This is a genomic window from Microbacterium sp. RU33B, assembly GCF_900155915.1.
Classification (GTDB): Bacteria; Actinomycetota; Actinomycetes; order Actinomycetales; family Microbacteriaceae; genus Microbacterium.
On the sequence record NZ_FTPO01000002.1, the window covers coordinates 86690 to 108120 of the forward strand.

Consider the following 21431-nt stretch of genomic DNA (forward strand, 5'->3'; position numbering starts at 1 on the left):
GAGAGGACTCCATGCCCACCGTCGATTCGATCTCCGCTGCGAGCCGCGCCGCCGCGACCGCCGACACCGCACCCCCCGCGAAGAAGCAGGCCATGGATGCCGAGGTCTTCCTGCAGCTCCTCGTGACGCAGCTCTCCAACCAGGATCCGAGCTCGCCCATGGACACCAACCAGATGATGGCGCAGACCACGCAGCTGGCGATGATGGAGCAGCTCACCGCGCTGACCACCACTTCGACCGAGTCCTTCGCACTCAGCATGCGCCAGACCGCTGCCGCGCTGATCGGACACGAGGCCTCGTACGTCGACGCCGAGGGCGTCACGCGCACGGGCGTCGTCTCGCGCGTCTCCTTCGCCGACGGCGGCGTCCCCCTCGTCGTGATCGGCGACGCCTCGGTTCCCCTCGACTCCCTCTCCGGCCTCTCCGCCGCCTGATTCCGCATCCCTCAGAAAGGCCACGCCATGCTCCGCTCCCTCTACGCCGGAATCTCCGGGCTCCGCTCGCACCAGACCATGCTCGACGTCACGGGCAACAACATCGCCAACGTCAACACGACGGGCTTCAAGGCATCCGCCGTGCAGTTCCAGACCTCGCTGTCGCAGATCGTGCAGAACTCGCGCGTCGCGCAGGCCGATGCCGGCGGCACGAACCCCGCGCAGGTCGGTCTCGGCGTGCAGGTCGCCGGCATCCGCACGAACTTCGCGCAGGGCTCGACGCAGGCGACCGGGGTCCCCACCGACCTGATGATCGCCGGCGACGGATTCTTCGTCGTTCGCTCGGGCGCCGAGACGCTCTACACGCGCAACGGCTCGTTCGGCTTCGACGCCGCCGGCCGCATGGTGACCGCAGACGGAGCCCTCGTGCAGGGCTGGGCCGCGCAGAACGGCCAGATCGCCACGGGCGGACCGCTCTCCGACATCAGCCTGCCCGTGGGGGCCACCTCCCCCGCGACGGCGACGACCACGGCGCGCGTCGCCGGCAACCTCCCCTCGGACGCCGCGGTCGGCGACACGCTCGCGCGCGACATCACCGTGCACGACGCCGAGGGGACGGCGAGCCTGCTCTCGCTGACCTTCACCCGCACGGCCACCGGCTGGGACGTCACCGACGGAACCGCCACGACGAGCCTGACATTCACGGACGGCGAGCTCACCGGCCCCGCCTCGCTCACCGCCGGCGGCGTGACCGTCGACCTCTCCGACGTCACCGGCTACGCCGACCTCCGCACCGTCGCGATCGCCGGGCAGAACGGCCGGGCGGCCGGAAGCCTGCTGTCGTACTCGATCTCCGCCGACGGCAGCCTCATCGGCGCGTTCAGCAACGGGGCGTCCGAGGTGCTCGCCCAGCTCGCTCTCGCCTCTTTCGACAACCCGGAGGGGCTCGAGAAGGCCGGTGCGTCGCAGTACCGCTCCGGCGCCAACTCGGGCGATCCCGCCGTGGGCCCCGCGGGCGCGGACGGCATCGGCTCGCTGGTCAGCGGAGCGCTCGAGATGTCGAACGTCGACCTCTCGCAGGAGTTCACGAACCTGATCGTCGCGCAGCGCGGCTTCCAGGCCAACGCCCGCATCATCACCACGAGCGACGAAGTGCTCCAGGAGCTGACGAACCTGAAGCGCTGACGAACCGGCCGTCGGCGCCGCCTAACGGCAGCGCGCCGGCGGCCGACAGTCACCCTCGAAGGCCCAGGACGGGCCGGATGCCTCGCACAGGATGTACGGGGCGGAACTTCCAGGATGGAGCCCATGATCGTCCTCACGCGTCTGAACCGCAGCCGGTTCGCCGTGAATCCGGACCTCATCGAGAGGATCCAGGCGGCGCCCGACACGACCATCGTCATGGTGGACGGAGCGACCTTCGTCGTCTCCGAATCGATGGACGACGTCATCGAGAGCGTCGTCCGCTTCCGCGCCCGCGTGCTGTCGGCCGTCGGCGAACAGCACGAGCCCGAAGAGGTCCTCTGATGGACATCGCGCTCATCCTCGGCATCCTGGCCGCCTTCGGCGCCCTCTACGCGATGATCACGATGGAGGGCGCGCACGTCGAGGCGCTCCTGCACCCCGCGCCGATGATCCTCGTGTTCGGCGCGACCATCGCGATCGGCGTCGCGAGCGGAACGGTGCGCGACACGATCTCCGCCGTCTCGGCCCTCCCCCGTGCATTCAAGGGCATCGGCGGCGCCTCCTCCGACGCGCTCATCCGCAAGATCGTCGGCTACGCCGAGACCGCACGAGGCGAAGGTCTCCTCGCGCTGGAGAGCGCGGTCGACGACGAGCGCGACCCGTTCCTGCGCCAGGCGCTGCAGAACATCGCCGACGGGACGGATGCCGAAGACCTCCGCCTCATCATGGAGGACCAGGTCACCTCGGCCGCGGCCCGCAACCGCACGGCGTCGCGGTTCTACACGATGATGGGCGGCTACGCCCCGACCGTGGGCATCGTGGGGACGGTCGTCTCCCTCACCCACGTGCTGGAGCAGCTCGACAAGCCCGACACGCTCGGCCCCCTCATCGCCGCCGCGTTCGTCGCCACCCTGTGGGGTCTGCTGTCGGCCAACTTCATCTGGCTGCCGATCGGCGGGCGCCTGCAGCGACTCGCCGAGCTCGAGGTGGACCGCATGACGCTCCTCATGGAGGGCATGCTCGCCGTGCAGTCGGGCAGCGCGCCGCACCTCGTGGAGGAGCGCCTGCGGGCCCTCGCCCCCGACGCCCCCAAGAAGAGCTCGCGCCGCACGAGCGACGCCCCCTCGATCGAGCAGATCCCGTGAGCGTGCGTCGACGCCGGCGCGTGGCCGCCGAGCACGGCCACGACGGTCCGGACGAGCGCTGGATGGCGTCGTACCTCGACATGATCACGGTCCTGATGTGCATGTTCATCGTGATGTTCGCGATGTCCACCGTCGACCAGGGCAAGTTCGAGGCGCTCCGCGCGTCGCTCGCGACGGGCTTCGGCGCCGATCCCTCCGAGCTGACGGATGTCTCGGAGGGCGTGGTGGTGCCCCCTGAGCTCCTCGACGCCGCCGGCGAGGGCTTCACGAAGGTGGCGCTCACGGAGGCCGCAACGGAGTACGACTCGCTGGAGGCGCTGCGCGTGCAGCTGCAGGCGACCCTGGACGCGCAGGGCCTCGGCGACGCGGCGACGTTCACGATCGACGAGCGCGGACTCACCGTGGGTCTCGTCAGCGCCGAGACGTTCTTCGGTTCCAACAGCACCGACCTGAGCGACAAGGCCCGCGCGATCCTGGGCGCGCTCGGCGGGGTGCTCGCGACGCAGCCGAACGAGATCTCGGTCGAGGGCCACGCCGACTACCGCTCGCCCGGGGCGCCCTTCCCCACCAACTGGGAGCTGTCGGTCGGGCGGGCCACCGGAGTGCTCCGCTTCCTCGTCGAGTCGAGCGGGGTCGCCCCCGAGCGCATCCAGGCCGTGGGATTCGGTTCGACCCGTCCGATCGCACCGGGGGTCAGCGACGCCGAACTCGCCCAGAACCGGCGGGTCGACATCGTCGTCCTGTCGGATGCCGACGAGTCGGTGCGCGAACTGCTCCCGACCGTGATGACGGAGGTCGCCAACCGGTCCTGACACCTTCTGCGCACCGAGCCCGATCCACGCGGGCTCCCTCCTTACGGGCGTCCTCCGCTGCCCGATAGTGCGACTCGTGGACGACATCGCGCATGCTTCTGCGCACGAGCGCGCCCTGGTCGCAGCCGAGCCCGAGCTGTACGACTTCGGGCGGCCTGCGGCGCTTTCGCGCGAGCACGCCCGCGCCCTCGCGGGCGCCTTCGACGCGTTCGCACGCCAGTGGGCGATGCAGCTGACCTCGAAGATCCGCGTCCGCTCGCACATCGCCGTCGAGCGCGTCACGCTCGAGACGTACGACGAGTACGCGCTCACCCTGCCGTCGACCACGACCCTCGTCGTGTGCACGATCGGCGGGTCGGACGACCGCGGGATCGTGGAGTTCCCCGTCCCCACCGCCCTGTCGTGGATCGCGCGGATGGTGGGCGGCGAGGTGCCGCAGCAGCTCGACGGCCGTGCGCTCACCGCGCTCGAGCAGTCGCTGCTGCGCGCGCTCATGGACGACACGCTGGCGCACCTGAGCACCGCCCTCGGTGTGCTGCTGACAGGCGGGATGTCGGCGGGCTCGGTGCAGTACAACGCCGCGTTCGCCCAGATCGCCTCCGCGCAGGACCTGTTCGTCGTCGCCCGGTTCTCGATGCGCCTCGGCGATCGGACCGAGGCGGCCACCGTCGCCCTCCCGGCCACGATCGTGCTGGAGCGCCTGTCGCGCACGGCATCCGCGACCCACGAGTCCGCCGATCCCGCCGTCGTGCGGATGCAGGTCGAGGAGACGCCGGTGGAGCTGACCCTGCGCATTGCGACCCGGCCGGTGCGACCCGGCGACGTGCTCGGCCTGGCGGTCGGCGACGTGCTCGCCCTCCCGCACGGCCAGGATCGCCCACTCGACCTCGCCATCGGCGAGCACGTCGTGGCCACCGCCGCCGTCGGCACCAACGGCGCCCGGCTCGCGTGCGTCGTGACCTCCGCACATCCTTCCCCCGCCCTCTCCGAGGAGTCGCAGTGACCACGACCACCACCACCGTTCCCGAGTCCGCCGCGGCCGCCGCGTTCGCCGCGCGGCTGCCCACAGCGGGCCGCACCGGCATCCGCCCCTCCCATTCCTCGGGCGACACCGGCGATGCCGTGATCGTGTCGTCGGTGGGCGAGGTGAGCGCCGAGATCGCGGTCCAGCTGCTCGACACCTCCGCCCTCGTCGACGGCAGCGCGGAGGCGCCGCTCACCGAACGCCTCCACGACGCCCTCGAGTCCGCGGCGAGCGCGCTCGGGCCCTGCGTGCTGGGCGAGCCCGTCGTCGGCGACGCCTCGGCGCTGTTCTCGCACCCGTCGGTGCAGGTGTACGACCTCGTCGACGAGGCCGACCGCACGATCGGGCGCCTGGCCGTGCGGGTGACCCGCGCCGCGGCCGCCGCGTCGTCGCGGCGGCTGCACCGCATCGCCGGAGTCGAGATGGACCTCACGGTCGAGATCGGCCGCACCCGGATGACGGTGCGCGACGTTCTCGACCTCGAGCCCGGCCGCATCATCGAGCTCGATCGCTCGGCGGGCGCCCCCGCCGACGTGAAGCTCAACGGGCGCCTCATCGCCCACGGCGAGGTCGTCGTGGTGGACCAGGACTACGCGGTGCGCATCACGCGCATCATCGAGAACACGGAGTCGTGACCTGGACGATCTCCTCCTGGGCCTGCGCGTCCTCCTCTCCCTCGCAGCGGTGCTCGGCGCGCTGTGGTTCCTGCAGCGCCGCCTCGCCCGCGGCGCTCAGCGTCGCCAGAGCACCGAGACCGTGCGCGTGCTGGGCCGTCAGTCGCTGAGTCCGAAGGCGAAGGTCGTCGTCGTCGAGATCGAAGGCTCCCGCTACGTGCTGGGCGTCACGGAGCGCGGCATCTCGGTCGTCGACCGGCTGCCGCGTCCGGGCGTCGCTCCCCTCGCCGCGCTCGACCCCGGCGACGGCGCCGACGACGAGGGCTTCGACCGCATCCTCACCCTCGTCCGCGACCCCGACGACGCACCCGTCGTCCCCCGGCTGCGCGAGCGCCGCCGGCAGGACCCGCTGCGGGGCTCGATCCTCTCCTCGGCGACCTGGCGTCAGACCGCGGAAGCGCTGCGTCGTACGCGATGAGCGCCCGCAGGGCATCGCTCGCGCTCGGTCGGGCGGTGGGTCTCGCCGCCCTCGTGCTGCTCATCGGCATCCTGAGCCCGATGCTCTTCGCCGAGCCCGCGCACGCATCCGCCTCCGCGCCGTCCCTCGGCGTGGTCGAGCCGACGCCCCCCACCCCGGCGGCGACACCGCCCGCCGGTGCCGGCACGGGAGTGACGATCGACATCAACGGCATCGACGGGTCGCCGTCGGCGTCGATCCTCGCCCTCCTGGGCATCACGCTGCTGTCGGTCACCCCGGCGCTGCTGCTCATGATGACGTCGTTCACGAAGATCTTCGTCGTGCTCGCGATGACGCGCAACGCCCTGTCGCTGCCTACGATCCCGCCCAATCCCGTGCTCGCTGGCCTGGCGCTCTTCCTGTCGCTGTTCATCATGTGGCCGGTGCTGGCCGACATCAACACGATCGCGGTGCAGCCCTACATCGACGGCGACATCACCTTCGCGGCGGCCGCTCAGCTGGGCTCCGAGCCGCTCAGCGCCTGGATGCTCCGCCACACGCGCGAAGAGGATCTCGCGCTCATGACGCGGATCGCCTCGCTCCCCAATCCCGCCGACGCGTCGGAGGTCCCGCTGCAGACCCTCATCCCGGCGTTCATGATCTCGGAGCTGCGGGCCGCGTTCATCATCGGCTTCGTGATCTTCGTGCCGTTCCTGGTGATCGACCTCGTCGTCGCGGCGGCCCTCATGTCGATGGGCATGATGATGCTCCCGCCGGTGATGATCTCCCTGCCGTTCAAGATCCTGCTGTTCATCCTCGTCGACGGGTGGGGCCTCATCGTGACGTCGCTCGTGGAGAGCTACGGAGGGGTCCCGTGACGCCCGAGGCCGTTCTCGACATCGGGCTCGAGGGACTCACGATCGCGGCGAAGCTCGCCGCCCCGCTGCTCGTGACGGCGCTGGTCGTGGGCTTCGCGATCTCGCTCCTGCAGTCGATCACCCAGATCCAGGAGGTGACGCTGTCCTTCGTCCCCAAGGCGATCGCCGTGGGGATCGCGCTGCTCATCGCCGGGAACTGGATGATCGCCGAGGCGATCGCGTTCACGCACACGATGTTCGACCGCATCCCCCAGCTCCTCTCGGGCGGCTGAGGTGAACATCCCCGTGGACTTCGCGTGGCTCGAGGCGACCGGTCTCGCGGCCGTGCGGCTCACGACGTTCCTCGTCATCGCGCCGCCGTTCTCGTACCGGGCGATCCCCGCCCGGGTGAAGGCGATGCTCGGCATCGGCCTCGCCCTCGCCGTCAGCGGCGCGGTCGCCCCCGGCTACGAACCCCTCGACACGGGCGGATTCCTCCTCGCGCTCACCGCCCAGGCGATCATCGGGGCGCTGCTCGGCTTCTTCGTGCTCGTCTGCTTCTCGGCCATCCAGGCGGCGGGAAGCCTCATCGACGTCTTCGGAGGGTTCCAGCTCGCGCAGGCGTTCGATCCGCAGATGCTCGTCAACGGCGCCCAGTTCACGCGTCTGTTCCAGATGACCGCCCTCGCGCTCCTGTTCGCCTCGAGCGGGTACCAGCTGATCCTCGCCGGACTCGTCCGCAGCTTCGACGCGGTGCCCGTCGACGGCATGGTCGGCCTCGCCGATCCGGCATCCGCGCTCATCACGGCGGTGTCGCAGATGTTCCTCGCCGCCGTGCAGATCGCCGGCCCGCTGCTGCTCGTGCTCTTCCTCGCCGACGTCGGGCTCGGCCTCATCACGCGCGTGGCCCCGGCGCTCAACGCGTTCGCGATGGGCTTCCCCGTGAAGATCCTCCTCACCCTGATCCTCGCCGGCGCCGTCATGATCACCCTCCCCTCCCTCGTGGGCGCCCTCGCCGAGGACGCGTTCCGGATGCTGCGCGGAGTCGCACCGTGAGCGGGAGCGACGCGGGCGAGCGCACCGAGAAGGCCACCGAACGGCGCCTGCGCGATGCGCGCCGCAAGGGGAAGATCACCCGGAGTCAGGACCTCACCGCATGGCTGGGCATCGGCGCCGCCGCCCTCACGATCCCAGCGGCGATGCTCGCGGGAGCGGCGGCGGGCACGGAGCAGTTCATCGGGGTGACCTCCGTCATCCGCCATCCCGATCCGGAGACCGCCTGGGCGTTCCTGACGGCGTCGATGGAGTCGCTTCCGACGATACTCGGCATGATGCTCATCGCGGTGTCGATCGCGACGCTCGCGGGCGCGGTGATCCAGGGCGGGGTGCATCTGCGGGGGGTGCCGGCGCGCTTCGAGCAGTTCGACCTCGGCGCCGGCATCCGTCGCCTGTTCAGCATGCAGTCGCTCTGGGAGGGCGCGAAGGCCCTTCTCAAGACGGCGGCCATCGGACTGGCCCTGTGGTTCGTCATCGCCGGCCTCGTGCCCCTGCTCACCGCGAGCGGGTCGCAGTCGCTCGTGAGCCTGCTCGACACCGCGACATCCGGGGTCGGCCTGCTCCTGTGGACCGCGATCGCCGTCGGCATCGTGCTGGCCGCCGTCGACGTGTTCGTGGTGATGCGCCGCAACCGGCAGCACACGCGCATGACCAAGAAGGAGGCGCGCGACGAGCACAAGAACTCCGAGGGCGACCCCCTCATCCGCTCGCAGCGCCGCGCGCGGCAGATGGCGATGAGCCGCAACCGCATGATCGCCGCCGTCGCCGGCTCCGACGTCGTGCTGGTCAACCCCACGCACATCGCGGTGGCGCTGCGCTACGAGGCGGGCAAGTCCGCGCCGCGCGTGGTGGCGAAGGGCAGCGGCGTCATCGCCGAGCGCATCAGAGACCGGGCGACGGATGCCGGAGTCCCCCTCGTCCGCGACATCCCGCTGGCCCGCGCGCTCAACGCGGCGTGCGAACTGGGCCAGGAGATCCCGGCCGAGCTCTACACGGCGGTCGCCCGCGTGCTCGTCTTCGTCGACTCCCTCACCCGCCGGGGCGCCGCGCGCGGTGTCCACTCACTTCCCCCGAGGAGGGAACCATGAGGAATCTGCTGCCCCGCATCGCCGTCCCCGTCGGGGTGGTGGGCATCATCATGCTGCTCGTCGTGCCGATCCCCCCGGCGCTGCTGGACGTTCTCATCATCGTGAACATCATGTTCGGCCTCGTGGTGCTGCTCACCACGATGTTCGTGCGCAAGCCGCTCGACTTCTCGGTGTTCCCGTCGCTGCTGCTGGTAGCGACGCTGTTCCGCCTCGGTCTCAACGTCGCCTCGACGCGCCTCATCCTCGGCGAGGCGCACGCAGGGGCCGTCATCGAGGCGTTCGGCGCGATCGCCGTCGGCGGCTCGCTCATCATCGGCATCGTCGTGTTCCTGATCCTCGTGGTGATCCAGTTCGTCGTCGTGACCAAGGGAGCGGAGCGCGTCGCGGAGGTCGGGGCGCGCTTCACCCTCGACGCGATGCCGGGCAAGCAGATGGCCATCGACGCCGACCTCAACGCCGGGCTCATCACCGACGCCGAGGCGCGCACCCGGCGGGCGGAGGTCGCCGCCGAGGCCGACTTCTACGGGGCGATGGACGGCTCGTCGAAGTTCGTGAAGGGCGATGCGATCGCCGGGCTCGTCATCATCATCATCAACCTGGTCGGCGGCATCGCGATCGGCATGGTCTCGCGCGGCATGACCTTCGACGAGGCGATCAACACGTACGCGCTCCTCACGATCGGCGACGGACTCGTCACCCAGATCCCGGCGCTGCTGATGGCCGTCTCGACGGGCATGATCGTGACCCGCTCGAACGCCGAGTCCGAGATGGGCGAGGCGGCCTCGTCGCAGCTCGGCCAGTCGCGCAACGCGCTGATCATCGCCGGCGGCGCCGCGATCGTGATGGCCTTCATCCCCGGGATGCCGATGCTGGCGTTCCTCGCGGTCGGCGCCCTGCTGCTCCTGGCGGCCCAGCGGGTCCGCGCGGCCGACGCGAAGAAGGCCGACGACGCCCCCGAGGCGGAACCGGCGGCGGTCGACGGCACCGACGAGCTCATGGAGCAGATGCGGGTGCACTCCCTCGAGATCCTCCTCGCCCCCGACATCGTCGACCTCGTCACGGGCGGTCCCGACGATCTGCTCGCCCGGGTCAAGGCGCTGCGCCGCAAGACCGCGGGCGAGCTCGGTCTCGTCGTGCCGCCCGTGCGAACCCGCGACAGCATCGAGCTCCCGCCCACCACCTACGTCATCCGCGTCGCCGGTGTGGAAGCGGGCCGCGGCGTCGCGCCCCGCGGCGCGCTGCTCGCCCTCGGCCAGGGGCTCGAGACGCTGCCAGGCCCCTCCACCCCCGACCCCGTGTTCGGCATCGACGGCAAGTGGGTCCCGCTCGAGATGCGCCACAGCGCCGAGCTGGCCGGCGCAACGGTCATCGACCGCGCCTCGGTCATCATCACGCACCTCTCGAGCGTCATCCAGACGCACGCCGCGCGTCTGCTCAGCCGGGAGGACGTGCGCCAGCTCACCGACGGGCTCCGCCAGATCAGCCCCGCGGCGGTCGAAGAGCTGACGCCCGCGCTGCTCTCGCTCGCCGAAGTGCAGCGCGTGCTGCAGGGCCTGCTCGCCGAGCGCGTCCCGATCAACGACCTCGTGCGCATCTACGAGGCGCTGGCGCTCCGGGCGAAGACGTCGTCCGAGCCCGAGGGACTCGTCGAGGCGGCGCGCGCCGCGCTCGGCCCGGCGATCGCGACGCGCTTCGCCGAGAACGGCCGGCTGCGCGTGGTCATGATCACCCCCCTCCTCGAGCAGAGCATGCTCGAGGCGCTGCGTCCGAGCGAGGACGGTGTGCAGATCGTGCTCGATCCGCACCGGATGGAGGCCGTGATCGAGTCGGCGAAGGCGGCTGTGGCATCGGCCGGTCCGGGGTCCGAGCCCGTGCTCGTGTGCGCGCCGTCGCTGCGCCCCGCGGTGCGCCGGCTCCTCTCCGCTCAGACCGACGGCCTGCCCGTGCTGTCGTACAGCGAAGCGACCGCCGGGGCGCTCGCGATCGACACTGTCGGCATCGTGCGTGACGCGGTCGTCGAGCCGCGCCCCATCGGCGCGCCCTGACGGAAGTAGGCTGGGCGGATGCTGGTGCTGACGAGGCGGATCGGTGAGCGGGTGCTCATCGGCGACGACATCGAGATCACGGTGCTCGACGTCAAGGGCGACAGCGTGCGCATCGGCATCCAGGCACCGCGGGAGACCCGCGTCCAGCGCGCGGAGATCGTGGCGGCCGTCGAGACCGAGAACCTCGCAGCGACCGGCTCCGCGGTCGGCGACGAGGCCGCGATCCTCGACGCCCTCGCCCGGCGCCGCCGCGAGACCTGAGGTCGGTCGCTCAGCCGCGGTGCGGCGGCCGGTGCGGAATCGGGATGGGTCGGGTCGGTCCGGCGCTGCGATGCCGATGCCGGAAGGCGTGGATCTCGCCGAGCACGTCGTCGAGCGAGTCGAACCGCGTCTGCGGGCGGTCTCCTCGCATCCAGGTCACCTCGTAGCCGTCCGCGCCGCCTGCCACGGTCGCGATGATGTGCCGGGAGTCATCCCGTGCGACCGATCGATCGCACACCCTCCACGAACCGGGGCCGGTGACCTCGAGCTCGATGGCGTTCGCTCGCATCATCACGACCTCCTCACCTCTCCTCGCGCGGGAGAGCTGAGACTCCCGCCATGTCAGCCTCTCCCGCCTCGGCCGCGCACGCACGGGGGTTGTCTCCGCGCGCCGGGTGTGCCACGCGTGCGGGCGGGAGCGGCGGAACATACGCGGTCACTTCCCCGTTGTCCACGGCCTCTCCGCGCACGTCGCGGTCCACCATGGTGGGTGAGCCCCCTTTCGATCGGAGATCCCATGTCGGTCACCCTCTCGCGCATCACGGCCGCCGATGCCGGCGAGGTGCTCACGATCCAGCGCGCCGCGTTCGTCTCGGAAGCGCTCCTGTACGGCAACGCCGACATGCCTCCTCTCACGCAGACGCTCGAGGAGCTCGAGGCCGAGCTGACGGATGCCGACGGCTGGGTCGCCCGCATCGGCCCCCGCCTCGTCGGTGCGATCCGGTCGCGCGAGGCCGACGGCGTGCTGCTGATCGGACGCATCGCGATCGCCCCCGACGTGCAGGGAGAGGGCGTCGGGAGGATGCTGCTCGAGGCGGCCGAGGAGCACAGCAGCGCCGAGTGGGCGGAGCTGTTCACCGGCAGCCTCAGCGAGGCGAACATCCGTCTCTACGAGCGCTGCGGGTATTCCGAGAGCGAGCGCGTCGAGCACGGCGACGGCACGGCGCAGGTGTTCCTGCGCAAGCGCCTGCGCTGAGCGACGCGTTCAGCCGGTCGCGCGGATCGTCGCCGTGAAGTCGGTCGTGATCGCCCGGAGCGCGGCCGGATCGTCGAACGTGCCGATCGGCATGATGCCGCTGAAGGTGCCGACGTCGGCGTAGGAGAGCACGATCGACTTCGCCGGCGCGTAGTAGGCGATCGTGCCGACGGGCGCGCTGCTGCGCGCGGGGGCCCCGGACGTATCGGGTGCGACGGGCAGGGGTGCGATCTTCTCCTGGCCGCCGTAGTCCTCGAACGACAGGGTCAGCGGCAGCTGCGCTGCGATCGAGGCGGCGATCGTCGAGGCGTCGAGCGTTCCGACGATCTCCGATCCGCCGATGTCGATCGTGATCCGCGTGGTGGTCTGCGGCATGGCTGCTCCGGGGCTCCGGCTCGTGTCGAGCGGCGTCGGGGATGCCGGGGACGACACGGGGGACCCGCTCGGCACGGGCGTGGCCAGCGGGGTGGCCACGCATCCCGTCAGCGCAGCGAGGACGACCGCGCAGGCGGTGAGGGCGGTACGACGACTCACGAATGCCTCCTACGGCGTCAGCAGGACCTTGATGGCGCGTCGTTCGTCCATGGCCCGGTACCCTTCGGCGGCGTCCTCGAGTGGCAGAGCGAGGTCGAAGACCAGACCGGGGTCGATCTTCCGGTCCCAGATGAGCTGGATGAGCTCGGGCAGGAACCGGCGCACGGGCGCGGGGCCGCCGTGCAGGTGGATGCCCGAGAAGAACAGCTCCAGTCCGTCGAGCGAGACGCCGTGCGAGACGCCGACGTAGCCCACGTGACCGCCGGGCCGCGTCGCGCGGATGGCCTGCATCATCGACTCCTGCGTGCCGACGGCCTCGATCACGCTGTGCGCGCCGAGGCCGCCGGTGAGCTCCTTGATCGCGGCGACACCGGCATCGCCGCGCTCCTCGACGATGTCGGTCGCCCCGAACGCCCGCGCGAGAGCCTGACGGTCGGCGTGGCGCGACATGGCGATGATCCGCTCGGCGCCGAGTTCGCGCGCCGCGAGGATGCCGAGGAGCCCCACGGCACCGTCGCCGACGACGGCGACCGTCTTGCCCGGGCCGGCCTCCGCGGCGACGGCCGCGAACCACCCCGTGCCGAGCACATCGGATGCGGCCAGGAGCGACGGGATCAGCTCGGGATCGGGCTGACCCGGCGTCGCGACGAGTGTGCCGTCTGCGAGGGGGATGCGGGCGTACTCCGCCTGCGTCCCGATGGCACCCATCGGCTGCGCGTGCACGCACCGCGACGGATAGCCGGACAGGCAGATCTCGCACGTGTTGTCCGAGGCGAAGAACGACCCGACGACGAAGTCGCCGACGCCCACCGTCGTCACGTCCGCGCCGACCTCGGTGACCACGCCGACGTACTCGTGCCCCATCGGCGTGTGGTCCGCCGGCTCCGCTCCCCGGTAGCCCCAGAGGTCGGATCCGCAGATGCAGGAGGCGGTGATCCGGATGATCGCGTCCGTCGGCTCGAGGATGGTCGGGTTCTCGCGGTCTTCGACCCGGACGTCGCCGGGTGCGCGCATGATGACTCCACGCATGGTGGTGTTCTCCTTAGTTGTCGGTGAGGGGGAGGCGTGCCGGTGTCGGTGCACCGGCGAGGACGAGGGAAGCCCCCGCCAGAACCACGGCGCTGACCGTGACCGCACCCAGGGGGAGGATGCTGGTCGCACCGGCGACGCCCACGAGCGGTGCCGCCACGGCGCCGAACCCGAAGCGGACCATTCCCAGCAGCGAAGAGGCTGTGCCGGCCATCTGCGGGTAGTCGGCGAGGGCCAGCGTCGTGGCGGGTGGGGAGGAGATCGCCACCCCGCTCGCGAGAAGGAACAGCGCGACGATCACCAGCCACAGCGGCATCGCGGACACGCCCGCCAGGAGCAGGCCGGCGGCTCCGGCGCCGGCGACGGCGACGCCGAGCGCCAGCGTGCCCGCGATGCTCCAGCGCTCCGACGCTCGACCCGCGAGATACCCGAAGACCATGAAGCCCGCCGAGTTGAGTCCGAATGCGAGTGCGTACTGGAGCGGAGTGAGGCCGTAGACGTCCTGCAGGACGAACGTGGAGCCTGCCAGATAGGCGAACAGCGCCGCGTAGAGGAATCCCTGGGTGAACACCGCACCCAGGAACTGACGATCGGTCGCGAGCGCGCGGAAGTCGCGGAGCGTCTCGACGAGCCCACCGGACGTCCGCCGATCGGCGGGAAGGGTCTCGCGGAACACGATCAGGGTGACGATCAGGATGCCGGCGCCGATCACGGCGAGGAAGACGAAGAGCCCTCGCCAGTCGGTGATCGCGACGAGCACGCCGCCCAGGAGCGGTCCGAGGATCGCAGCGAAGCCACCGATGACCGTGAGCCTGCCGTAGAAGAGGATCAGCGAACGGCCGGAGTAGATGTCGCGGCCGGCGGCCTGTGCGATCACGATGCCGACGCCCCCGGCGAGGCCCTGCACGAGACGGGCGAGGATCAGCAGTTCCACGGTCGGGCTGATCGCGCACAGCACGGATGTCGCGATGTACGCGACGATTCCCGACAGCAGGATGCCTCGCCGACCGTACCTGTCGGAGAGCGGTCCCGCGATGAGCTGTCCGGCGGCCAGTCCGATGAGGCAGGCGGTGACGGTGAGCTGGGCGACGGAGGTGACCGCCCCGAGCTCGACGGACAGCGCCGGGAGGGCCGGGAGGTAGAGGTCCATCGAGATGGGGCCGAACACCGTCAGCAGGAGCAGCAGTGCGGGCAGGACGGGTGCCCGTACGGTCGTCGCGGTGGGGGCTGCGGTCATGGACCCAGCCTGATGCCGGGGGGATCGCCGCGGGAGTCCCTGCTGAGAGGTGTACCGCCAGGGCACCCCATGGGAGGATCGGCCGATCTACCGTAGGGGAATGGACAACCGAGAAGAGGTGCGCGAGTTCCTCATGACCCGCCGCGAGCGGGTCACCCCCGACGCGGCCGGGATCTCGGCGGGTGCCCACCGTCGCGTCAAGGGGCTGCGACGCAGCGAAGTCGCCCTGCTGGCCGGAGTGAGCGTCGAGTACTACGCGAAGCTCGAGCGAGGTGCCATCGCCGGCGCATCGGGGGCCGTGCTCGATGCCGTCTCGCGAGCTCTCCAGTTGAACGACGCCGAGCACGCGCACCTGCTCGACCTGGCCCGGAATGCCGACGGCATCCCCTCGTCCGGGCGCCGGCGCCGCCGCTCCACGAAGCCGGGGCCCCCTCGCGCCAGCCTCGAGTGGGCGCTCGCCTCGATCACCGACGCCGTCGCGGTGGTCCGCGATCAGCGGCAGAACCTGATCGCGTTCAACGAGCTCGGCCGCGCCTTCTACTCCCCGCTCATCGGCGACGGCGGGCGCACGCCGAACTTCGCCCGCTTCCAGTTCCTCGACCCCGCGGCTCGCGATTTCTACCCCGACTGGGAGACCTTCGCCGACATGTGCGTCGCCGTCATCCGCGCCGAGGCCGGCCGCGACCCGCACGACACGGGCATCCAGGACCTCGTGGGCGAGCTCTCCACGCGGAGCGACGTGTTCCGATCGCTCTGGGCCGCCCACAACGTGCGCACCCACGGGACGGGCACCAAGCGGTTCGTGCACCCGGTCGTCGGGGAGGTCACGCTCGTCTACGAGGAGCTGGCGCTCACGGCCGACCCGGGTCGCGTGCTGCTCATCTACACCGCAGAGCCCGGCTCTCCCTCGGCGGAGCGCCTGCGGCTCCTGGCGTCGTGGGCCGCCGAGTCCGCGCCCGCCCGCCCTCCGGGCTGAGCAGAGCGGCGCGGCGATGATCGGGCGACGAGGTGAGGCATCCCCTCGTTCCGTGGTTCACTCGGGTTCGCTAGAGTCGCCCCGAGCCGGATGCACCTGTCCGGCACCGCGAGAGGAACCTCCCATGCCCGAGGACAGGTCCATCGACGAGGATCGCGCTGTCGCCGAGATCGCCGAACGCCTGCAAGAGCGCTTCCCCGACAAGCCGGCGGCCGAGATCGTCGCCGCCATCGACGAGGCCCGTGCCTCGTTCGACGGCGCGAAGGTCCGTGATTTCGTGCCGGTTCTCATCGAGAAGGAAGCCAAAGCCCATTTGAAGGGCAAGCGCTGACCGCCGCCGTCACCCGGCGGCGCGTGCCCGAAGAGCCCGCAGCACGCGGCCTTCGACCAGCACGGGCACGTAGTCGCGCAGATGCGCTCCGTCGAATCCCGTCAGCTCGTCGGCCACCATCTCGAACAGCGTCGACTCGTCGACCTCGGGGTACCGGCGCGCGATCCGGTCGACGATGTGCACGAGCTCCTCGTACTCATCCGCGGGCCGCGTCACGCTCATGATCCCAGGATGCGCCGATTCCGCGCATCCGGCCACCCTCAGTCCAGTCCCCAGAACGAACCGCTGAGGCCGACGCTCCGGAAATAGTCGGCGGCCGCGACCGGCTCGCGTCGCACGTAGGGGGTGTCGAGCCGGCCCTCGTACCAGTGCGCCGCGAGGTTCCACAGCGTCTCGAGCGACATGACGTGGCCGCGGCCGTTGCCCGTGAGCGACAGCCATTCCGCCACGCACGCCTCGTCGCAGAAGATCGACTGGTTGTCGCACGCGTGAGCGGCATCGGGCCAGATGCGGTCGGCAGGCGTGAGGAAGTGCGCCACCTGTTCGCCCTCCGGTGGCGCCTGATCGGTCACGACCCACGCGTGCGGGCGTTCGCAAGCCGGGCATGTGGTGGGCGCGGGGAGTGAGGGACGAGGTGGGGAATCGCGAAGGAGTCCCATGCGCATCCGCCCCACCAGAGCGTCCGCGGGCCCATCACGGAGAAGCCGAACGACCGCGTGGCGAACGGGTGCGCCATCTCGATCTCGCCGTCGCGCAGCACGACGTGACGCGCTGCGGCGAGCTCGGACAGCGCACGGCAGTAGTCCTCGTCGCTCAGCGCGAGGTCCGCGGCGAGCAGGTCGTGGGTGGGGATGCCGCCGGACTCGGCGAAGCGCGCGTAGATGCGGTGACGGACGCGCTCCGCGGTGGGGGTGAGAGCTGCCGCGCTTCGGAGTGGGTCGGCGGACCCTGCGCTTCTGGCGCTTCAGCCTGCCCGAACGACCGTCGACCGCGTCTGTGACGACGCGGACTCTCGATCTCCCCGGTTCCGTCTTCGAACAGAAGGCTCGGCTCTTCGAGCCCGTCGGCGTGCCGGGACCCCGTCCGACGGTCTTCTGGATTCACGGCGGCGGGCTGGTCAGCGGCACGCCGACGGTGGACGACCGCACGAACATCGCGCTCGCGCACGATCTCGGCGCCACCGTGATCGCACCTTCCTACCGACTGGCGCCCGAGCACCGCGCTCCCGCAGCCTTGGACTGTGGAGTTGGTCGGTCTTTGGCGGTGTTCTGTTATCGCTCGGTGTCACAGCAGATCTGGTCAGTGGTGGCGGCGGCACCGTTCGCATCGTGCCCATCAGCTCAGGACCGTCAGCATCGTTATCGCTTTGGTCGCTTCGCCAACATTATGCGCGGCCAGGCACCAGAAACGGCCCCGCATGATTGCGCTACTCGTTACCGGTCGGCGGCTTGGAACGTGGGGATGCCTCGGGGTCGTTGACCCCGAGGCATCCGATCGATGGCGTTTCAGCCGCCGTGTTGCGCGATAATTTGCACGATGCGCGCGGCGTGCCCTAGCGCAGTGTTCCGGTCTCGCTGACGTTCCCGGCGTTGTCCGTAGCCCGGTATTGGAACGCGATCCGCGATCCTCCTGCCGCGAGCACCGGTCCTCGGTAGGTCCGCCAGGGGGTCGTCACGGTGCGGTTGCCGACCCGGATGCTGTACCGGTATTCGATGCTGGCCACGCCCGATGTCTCATCGGTTGCCGTGAGCGTCGCAAACACCCGCAGCCGGCTGCGTTCGGCGGTGACGGTCGGGGCTGTCCCGTCGATCTTGACCTCCGTCGTGACCGGCTCGGAGACGTTGCCGGCGGCATCCGTCGCTCGGGCGGTGACGGTGTACACGCCATCCTGGTCGAGGGTGAGCGGGCCGTCCTGCACGGCGAACTCGCCACCGTTGATGCTCACCTCGACCACCGGCGCGGGGTCAGTCTCATCGGCTGCCGTGAACGTCAGAGTGACCGGGGCGGTGTACCAACCGTTGTCGCCGTTCGGTGTCGCGGGGTCGGCGGTCACCGTGAGGGTCGGCGCGGTGACGTCGGGTTCCTCGACAGTGATGGTCCCGGTGGCGCGAATATCCGCCGACGAGCTTCCGACGTGCAGCGGGACAGACCCCGAGGGGGTCACCCACGAGTCGGTCTCGACATCCCAGTACTGCAGGGAGCGCCGATCGATCGGGATGGCGACCTCTGCGCTTTGACCGGGATCCAGGCTCACCCGGGCGAAACCGGCCAGGGCGAGATCCACCGTCTCGACGTCCGTCGGAAGGTTGCCGACGTACGCTTGGACGACCTCGGTGCCCGCGGTGTCGCCGGTGTTGGTGACAGTGACGGTCGCCGTCGTAGCGACCGGGTCGGTTGCGTTCGGGTCGACCGGTCCGGCCGTTGCGGTGTCCGCGTACTCGAAGGATGTGTACGAGAGGCCGTGACCGAACGGGAACAGCGGCGTTGCGCCCTGCTCGATGTAGGCCTTGTAACCGACGTAGATACCTTCGTCGTACACGGTGGTCGGGTCGACCTCGGTGATCTGTGTGAAGGGATGCTGGTGGTCACCTCCGACGGCGTCGACCTGTGCATCGTCGACCGGGAACGTCACCGGCAGCTTGCCGGACGGGTTCACGTCGCCGAAGAGCAGCCCGGCGACCGACCGGCCCTGCGCCTGACCGGGGTACCACGCCTCGAGCACCGCCGAGACGTCGTCGATCCACGGCATCGCGACCGGTCCGCTGGTGGCAAGCACCACGATCGTGTTGTCGTTGACGGCGGCTACCGCCTCGATCAGGGCGTCCTGGTCCTGCGGAAGTACGAGCGACCCGCGGTCGGCGGCCTCTCCCGTGTAGTCGCGGGCGACGATGACCGCGGTGTCCGCGGTTGCGGCGGCAGCGACGGCCTCCTCGATGGTCGGGTTCAGGACACCGGCCGGCGGTACCCAGCCGAAGCGCACCATCGCCCCTGGCTGATCGTTCAGACCGCCATTGAGCTGATTCGGCGCGTCGGTCTGGTAGCTGATCTCGACGAAGTACTCCTGCCCTTCGACGAGGTCGATCGCGACGGACTGCGTGCCGTAAGTGGTTCCGGGGTCGTCGATGATCGTCTCGCCGTCGACAAGCAACTTGCCAGATCCGAGGTGGCTGAGGGACAGCTCATACGAGCCGCTGGCCGGAGCAGTCAATGTGCCGCTCCAGACGACGGAGATCGGTTGAACGGCGAAGCCGACTCCAGGGCTGGGTACCTGTGAGGTGTTGATCGGGTCGTTCGAGATGCCGGTCCGGTAGTTCACCTGCGGCTCGGTGCGGATCAGCCTCGGCTCGCCTTGGAACCCAAATCCGAACCAATAGAACGCGGACAGGCCGTCCTCGTCGGCGCCGCTGGAAGGCCGAAGCACCGATGAGGGTACCGGCACGGGACCGGGGAGGGTGTCAGCGAGTGACACGGCGTCGGTGCCCGGCGAGTAGGTGACGTCGGCTGCTGCCCGGTCGGTGATCCCGTCGAGGATGGTGGTCAGCTGGGCGGGGCGCTGGATCGCGCCGCTTCCGCCGCCGTCGATGTACCAGTCGGCGTCCGAGCCGATCACGGCTATTGACCCGCCGTCGTCGTCGAGGGGGAGGGTGCCGTCGTTGGTGAGCAGCACGGCCGACGCATCCGCCACGGCGCGGGCGACCGCATCGTGGTCAGCGATGGTTTGCGCGTCCAGGGGAGTGCTCGCCGGCTGCGGGTTCTCGAACGATCCGGGCGGCGGGTTGTCGATGATGCCCAGCGCGAAGAATGTCCGCAGCACCCGGCGGGCGGCGTCCGTGACCCGCTCCTCGGACACCTGGCCGTTCTGCACGGCCGCGACGAGGTTCCCCCCGGCGAACTCGGTGCCGGGTCCGGACACGTCAAGACCGGCCTCGTAGTCGGCGAAGGAGTGGGTGGCGTTGAAGTCCGAGGAGACGTAGCCCTGGAAGCCGAGCTGGCCCTTCAAGATGCCGTTCAGAAGCTCGTCGTTGCCGCAGGCGTATTCGCCGTTGACCTTGTTGAACGCGCACATCACGGCGCCCGGGTCGGAGTCGCGGACCAGGGTCTCCCATGGGCGCGTGTAGACCTCTTGCAGGGTCCGCTCATCGACCACCGCGTCCACATGCCCGCGGCGGGTTTCCTGGTTGTTCAGGTTGTAGTGCTTCGCGATCACAGAGATGTCCTGGCTCTGCGTGCCGATCGTCTGCGCGGCGGCGAACTCACCGCTGACCAGTGGGTCCTCCCCGAATGCCTCCCACATGCGACCGTTCAGCGGTGTGGTCAGCAGGTCCATCGTCGGCCCGGCGAGCCCGTTGAAGCCGAACGCCCGCGCCTCGTTGGCGGCGACAGCGCCGTACGCCTCCGCCGCTCCCAGGTCGAACGTCGACGCCAGCGCGATACCGACCGGCAGCGCCGTTGAATCCGTGTCCGTCGCGGCGACCCCGCAGCATCCGTCCTTACCCCGGATCGCGGGGACGCCGTACTGCGGCAGACCCGGCCCCCCGGACTGAATGAGAAGCGTCACCTTCTCCTCCAGTGTGAGCACATCCACCAGCAACTCCGCGCGCTGATCGGGCGAAAGTGAAGTATCCATCCACGGATCGTCGACCGCGGCCACCGCCGGTGCCACCGGCCCCACCGCGATCACGGCGGCCAGAACAGCCGCTCCCATCCATACGAGACGTGCTCGGGAGTTGATCATCAGCTTTCCCTTTGAATGGGGGGCAGCGATGGAGTCCTGTTGGTCTTCTTCGACACCCAGACATGTACATACTCAAAAGACCGCGAGGTCTGAACGGCGAGGTTGCGGCCGAACAGGCAAGACAATACGCAGACCGATGACGCCGCCACAACCCCTCGGGCCGACTTTTTTGAAACGCATCAAGGAATTCAATGCGCGCCGGCTGATGCTCCAGACCGCCCCAGCGCGGTGACCGCGAGCCGGACGGCCCACCACCGGCGGGCCCCCAGCACGAGCGAATGAACGCTGTAGATTGGACCCTCGTAATCGATGCGCTGGAGGGCACCGGCACACAGGCTCGGCATGTGTGCGGCCGACAGGCGCTTTGCCGCCGCACTGACAACAGAGCTCTTGCGGTAAAGGCTGCAGGGCAGACGATTGCACGGTCGGACGGGAGTAATGAGTGGCTGGATTTCATGAGCAGGGTCCGCGCGGGCTACGCGTATCTCGGCGAACCGTTCTTGGGGCGGGCGGGCTGGTCATCGCATCCGCCCTGGCTTCGGCGTGCAGCCCAGCTCAGGAACGGAACAGCAGTACGACAACTGCGTCCCCAGATCCGGCCCCATCTCCGGATACTGCTGGGTCTGAGTGGAATG

General features: G+C 70.1%; 25 protein-coding genes. 18 read left to right on the forward strand and 7 right to left on the reverse strand.

The annotated features are described in order from the left end of the window. Positions 1 to 11 precede the first annotated feature (11 nt). The 14 genes from B0B14_RS10055 to csrA all read left to right on the forward strand — a co-directional run bounded on the left by B0B14_RS10055 (position 12) and on the right by csrA (position 10978). Positions 12 to 434 (forward strand): flagellar hook assembly protein FlgD, encoded by a 423-nt coding sequence (locus B0B14_RS10055; RefSeq protein ID WP_076681452.1) that lies wholly within the window; start codon positions 12 to 14, stop codon positions 432 to 434. 27 nt (positions 435 to 461) lie between these two features. After that, the gene (locus B0B14_RS10060; protein ID WP_076681453.1) at positions 462 to 1619 is read left to right on the forward strand and encodes a flagellar hook protein FlgE; all 1158 of its coding nucleotides are present in this window, start codon (positions 462 to 464) and stop codon (positions 1617 to 1619) included. A 123-nt stretch (positions 1620 to 1742) separates the two neighbouring features. Further along, positions 1743 to 1961 carry a flagellar FlbD family protein gene (locus B0B14_RS10065; protein ID WP_076681454.1) on the forward strand — a complete coding sequence of 73 codons (219 nt, stop codon included), beginning with the start codon at positions 1743 to 1745 and terminating at the stop codon, positions 1959 to 1961. Then, a complete protein-coding gene (locus B0B14_RS10070; protein WP_076681455.1) occupies positions 1961 to 2764 on the forward strand; it encodes a motility protein A in 804 nt (267 codons plus the stop codon). The genes B0B14_RS10065 and B0B14_RS10070 overlap by 1 nt, the downstream gene beginning before the upstream one ends. Beyond that, positions 2761 to 3576: an OmpA/MotB family protein gene (locus B0B14_RS10075; RefSeq protein WP_076681456.1), complete on the forward strand. Its 816-nt coding sequence runs from the start codon at positions 2761 to 2763 to the stop codon at positions 3574 to 3576. Before B0B14_RS10070 ends, B0B14_RS10075 begins: the two co-directional genes overlap by 4 nt. A 76-nt stretch (positions 3577 to 3652) precedes the next feature. After that, the gene (locus tag B0B14_RS10080) at positions 3653 to 4579 is read left to right on the forward strand and encodes a flagellar motor switch protein FliM (RefSeq protein ID WP_143733696.1); all 927 of its coding nucleotides are present in this window, start codon (positions 3653 to 3655) and stop codon (positions 4577 to 4579) included. Further along, positions 4576 to 5235, forward strand: coding sequence for a flagellar motor switch protein FliN (fliN, locus tag B0B14_RS10085; RefSeq protein ID WP_076681457.1), 660 nt, complete (start codon positions 4576 to 4578; stop codon positions 5233 to 5235). The genes B0B14_RS10080 and fliN overlap by 4 nt, the downstream gene beginning before the upstream one ends. Before the next feature lie 49 nt (positions 5236 to 5284). Beyond that, positions 5285 to 5692: a FliO/MopB family protein gene (locus B0B14_RS10090; RefSeq protein WP_083710530.1), complete on the forward strand. Its 408-nt coding sequence runs from the start codon at positions 5285 to 5287 to the stop codon at positions 5690 to 5692. Continuing rightward, the gene (gene fliP / locus B0B14_RS10095) at positions 5689 to 6549 is read left to right on the forward strand and encodes a flagellar type III secretion system pore protein FliP (RefSeq protein ID WP_076681459.1); all 861 of its coding nucleotides are present in this window, start codon (positions 5689 to 5691) and stop codon (positions 6547 to 6549) included. Before B0B14_RS10090 ends, fliP begins: the two co-directional genes overlap by 4 nt. After that, positions 6546 to 6821 carry a flagellar biosynthesis protein FliQ gene (gene fliQ / locus B0B14_RS10100; RefSeq protein WP_076681460.1) on the forward strand — a complete coding sequence of 92 codons (276 nt, stop codon included), beginning with the start codon at positions 6546 to 6548 and terminating at the stop codon, positions 6819 to 6821. Before fliP ends, fliQ begins: the two co-directional genes overlap by 4 nt. Position 6822: 1 nt before the next feature. Continuing rightward, positions 6823 to 7584: a flagellar biosynthetic protein FliR gene (locus B0B14_RS10105; protein WP_076681461.1), complete on the forward strand. Its 762-nt coding sequence runs from the start codon at positions 6823 to 6825 to the stop codon at positions 7582 to 7584. After that, complete coding sequence (locus tag B0B14_RS10110; RefSeq protein ID WP_076681462.1) at positions 7581 to 8672, forward strand: EscU/YscU/HrcU family type III secretion system export apparatus switch protein; 1092 nt, start codon at positions 7581 to 7583, stop codon at positions 8670 to 8672. Before B0B14_RS10105 ends, B0B14_RS10110 begins: the two co-directional genes overlap by 4 nt. After that, on the forward strand, positions 8669 to 10717 hold the full coding sequence (locus B0B14_RS10115; protein WP_076681463.1) for a flagellar biosynthesis protein FlhA: 2049 nt from the start codon (positions 8669 to 8671) through the stop codon (positions 10715 to 10717). Before B0B14_RS10110 ends, B0B14_RS10115 begins: the two co-directional genes overlap by 4 nt. Positions 10718 to 10735: 18 nt before the next feature. After that, positions 10736 to 10978: a carbon storage regulator CsrA gene (gene csrA / locus B0B14_RS10120; RefSeq protein WP_076681464.1), complete on the forward strand. Its 243-nt coding sequence runs from the start codon at positions 10736 to 10738 to the stop codon at positions 10976 to 10978. Between the two features lie 10 nt (positions 10979 to 10988). Here csrA and B0B14_RS10125 read toward each other — a convergent pair whose 3' ends face one another. Further along, entirely contained in the window at positions 10989 to 11270 is a 282-nt protein-coding gene (locus B0B14_RS10125; RefSeq protein WP_076681465.1) for a hypothetical protein, read from the reverse strand. 225 nt (positions 11271 to 11495) lie between these two features. Here B0B14_RS10125 and B0B14_RS10130 point away from each other — a divergent pair, with 225 nt between their 5' ends. Next, the gene (locus tag B0B14_RS10130) at positions 11496 to 11954 is read left to right on the forward strand and encodes a GNAT family N-acetyltransferase (RefSeq protein WP_076681466.1); all 459 of its coding nucleotides are present in this window, start codon (positions 11496 to 11498) and stop codon (positions 11952 to 11954) included. Between the two features lie 9 nt (positions 11955 to 11963). Here the strand turns inward: B0B14_RS10130 and B0B14_RS10135 are convergent, their stop codons facing one another. The 3 genes from B0B14_RS10135 to B0B14_RS10145 are packed head-to-tail and all read right to left on the reverse strand — an operon-like array spanning position 11964 to position 14754. Next, positions 11964 to 12488 (reverse strand): cyclophilin-like fold protein, encoded by a 525-nt coding sequence (locus B0B14_RS10135; RefSeq protein WP_143733697.1) that lies wholly within the window; start codon positions 12486 to 12488, stop codon positions 11964 to 11966. Between the two features lie 9 nt (positions 12489 to 12497). Continuing rightward, positions 12498 to 13517, reverse strand: coding sequence for a zinc-dependent alcohol dehydrogenase family protein (locus tag B0B14_RS10140; protein ID WP_076681468.1), 1020 nt, complete (start codon positions 13515 to 13517; stop codon positions 12498 to 12500). A gap of 13 nt (positions 13518 to 13530) precedes the next feature. Then, the gene (locus B0B14_RS10145; protein WP_076681469.1) at positions 13531 to 14754 is read right to left on the reverse strand and encodes a multidrug effflux MFS transporter; all 1224 of its coding nucleotides are present in this window, start codon (positions 14752 to 14754) and stop codon (positions 13531 to 13533) included. Between the two features lie 100 nt (positions 14755 to 14854). Here B0B14_RS10145 and B0B14_RS10150 point away from each other — a divergent pair, with 100 nt between their 5' ends. Continuing rightward, complete coding sequence (locus B0B14_RS10150) at positions 14855 to 15730, forward strand: helix-turn-helix domain-containing protein (protein WP_076681470.1); 876 nt, start codon at positions 14855 to 14857, stop codon at positions 15728 to 15730. A gap of 124 nt (positions 15731 to 15854) precedes the next feature. Further along, entirely contained in the window at positions 15855 to 16061 is a 207-nt protein-coding gene (locus B0B14_RS10155; RefSeq protein WP_076681471.1) for a three-helix bundle dimerization domain-containing protein, read from the forward strand. Between the two features lie 9 nt (positions 16062 to 16070). Here the strand turns inward: B0B14_RS10155 and B0B14_RS10160 are convergent, their stop codons facing one another. Continuing rightward, positions 16071 to 16283: a three-helix bundle dimerization domain-containing protein gene (locus B0B14_RS10160; RefSeq protein ID WP_076681472.1), complete on the reverse strand. Its 213-nt coding sequence runs from the start codon at positions 16281 to 16283 to the stop codon at positions 16071 to 16073. 38 nt (positions 16284 to 16321) lie between these two features. After that, positions 16322 to 16726: an organomercurial lyase gene (merB, locus tag B0B14_RS16660; RefSeq protein ID WP_306169505.1), complete on the reverse strand. Its 405-nt coding sequence runs from the start codon at positions 16724 to 16726 to the stop codon at positions 16322 to 16324. A 331-nt stretch (positions 16727 to 17057) separates the two neighbouring features. Between merB and B0B14_RS10170 the strand changes: the two genes are divergently transcribed. Further along, positions 17058 to 17540, forward strand: a complete 483-nt coding sequence (locus tag B0B14_RS10170; RefSeq protein WP_076681473.1) for an alpha/beta hydrolase — start codon at positions 17058 to 17060, stop codon at positions 17538 to 17540. A 73-nt stretch (positions 17541 to 17613) separates the two neighbouring features. Here the strand turns inward: B0B14_RS10170 and B0B14_RS10175 are convergent, their stop codons facing one another. Then, positions 17614 to 20796 (reverse strand): glycoside hydrolase family 3 C-terminal domain-containing protein, encoded by a 3183-nt coding sequence (locus B0B14_RS10175; RefSeq protein ID WP_083710532.1) that lies wholly within the window; start codon positions 20794 to 20796, stop codon positions 17614 to 17616. Positions 20797 to 21431 lie beyond the last annotated feature (635 nt).

Bases quoted from the DNA above. Each gene is read 5' to 3' on its own strand.
- B0B14_RS10055 (WP_076681452.1), top strand. From the start codon at position 12: ATGCCCACCGTCGATTCGATCTCCGCTGCGAGCCGCGCCGCCGCGACC.
- B0B14_RS10060 (WP_076681453.1), top strand. From the start codon at position 462: ATGCTCCGCTCCCTCTACGCCGGAATCTCCGGGCTCCGCTCGCACCAG.
- B0B14_RS10065 (WP_076681454.1), top strand. From the start codon at position 1,743: ATGATCGTCCTCACGCGTCTGAACCGCAGCCGGTTCGCCGTGAATCCG.
- B0B14_RS10070 (WP_076681455.1), top strand. From the start codon at position 1,961: ATGGACATCGCGCTCATCCTCGGCATCCTGGCCGCCTTCGGCGCCCTC.
- fliP (WP_076681459.1), top strand. From the start codon at position 5,689: ATGAGCGCCCGCAGGGCATCGCTCGCGCTCGGTCGGGCGGTGGGTCTC.
- B0B14_RS10115 (WP_076681463.1), top strand. From the start codon at position 8,669: ATGAGGAATCTGCTGCCCCGCATCGCCGTCCCCGTCGGGGTGGTGGGC.
- csrA (WP_076681464.1), top strand. From the start codon at position 10,736: ATGCTGGTGCTGACGAGGCGGATCGGTGAGCGGGTGCTCATCGGCGAC.
- B0B14_RS10125 (WP_076681465.1), bottom strand. From the start codon at position 11,270: ATGATGCGAGCGAACGCCATCGAGCTCGAGGTCACCGGCCCCGGTTCG.
- B0B14_RS10130 (WP_076681466.1), top strand. From the start codon at position 11,496: ATGTCGGTCACCCTCTCGCGCATCACGGCCGCCGATGCCGGCGAGGTG.
- B0B14_RS10140 (WP_076681468.1), bottom strand. From the start codon at position 13,517: ATGCGTGGAGTCATCATGCGCGCACCCGGCGACGTCCGGGTCGAAGAC.
- B0B14_RS10145 (WP_076681469.1), bottom strand. From the start codon at position 14,754: ATGACCGCAGCCCCCACCGCGACGACCGTACGGGCACCCGTCCTGCCC.
- B0B14_RS10150 (WP_076681470.1), top strand. From the start codon at position 14,855: ATGGACAACCGAGAAGAGGTGCGCGAGTTCCTCATGACCCGCCGCGAG.
- B0B14_RS10155 (WP_076681471.1), top strand. From the start codon at position 15,855: ATGCCCGAGGACAGGTCCATCGACGAGGATCGCGCTGTCGCCGAGATC.
- B0B14_RS10160 (WP_076681472.1), bottom strand. From the start codon at position 16,283: ATGAGCGTGACGCGGCCCGCGGATGAGTACGAGGAGCTCGTGCACATC.
- merB (WP_306169505.1), bottom strand. From the start codon at position 16,726: ATGCGCATGGGACTCCTTCGCGATTCCCCACCTCGTCCCTCACTCCCC.
- B0B14_RS10175 (WP_083710532.1), bottom strand. From the start codon at position 20,796: ATGATCAACTCCCGAGCACGTCTCGTATGGATGGGAGCGGCTGTTCTG.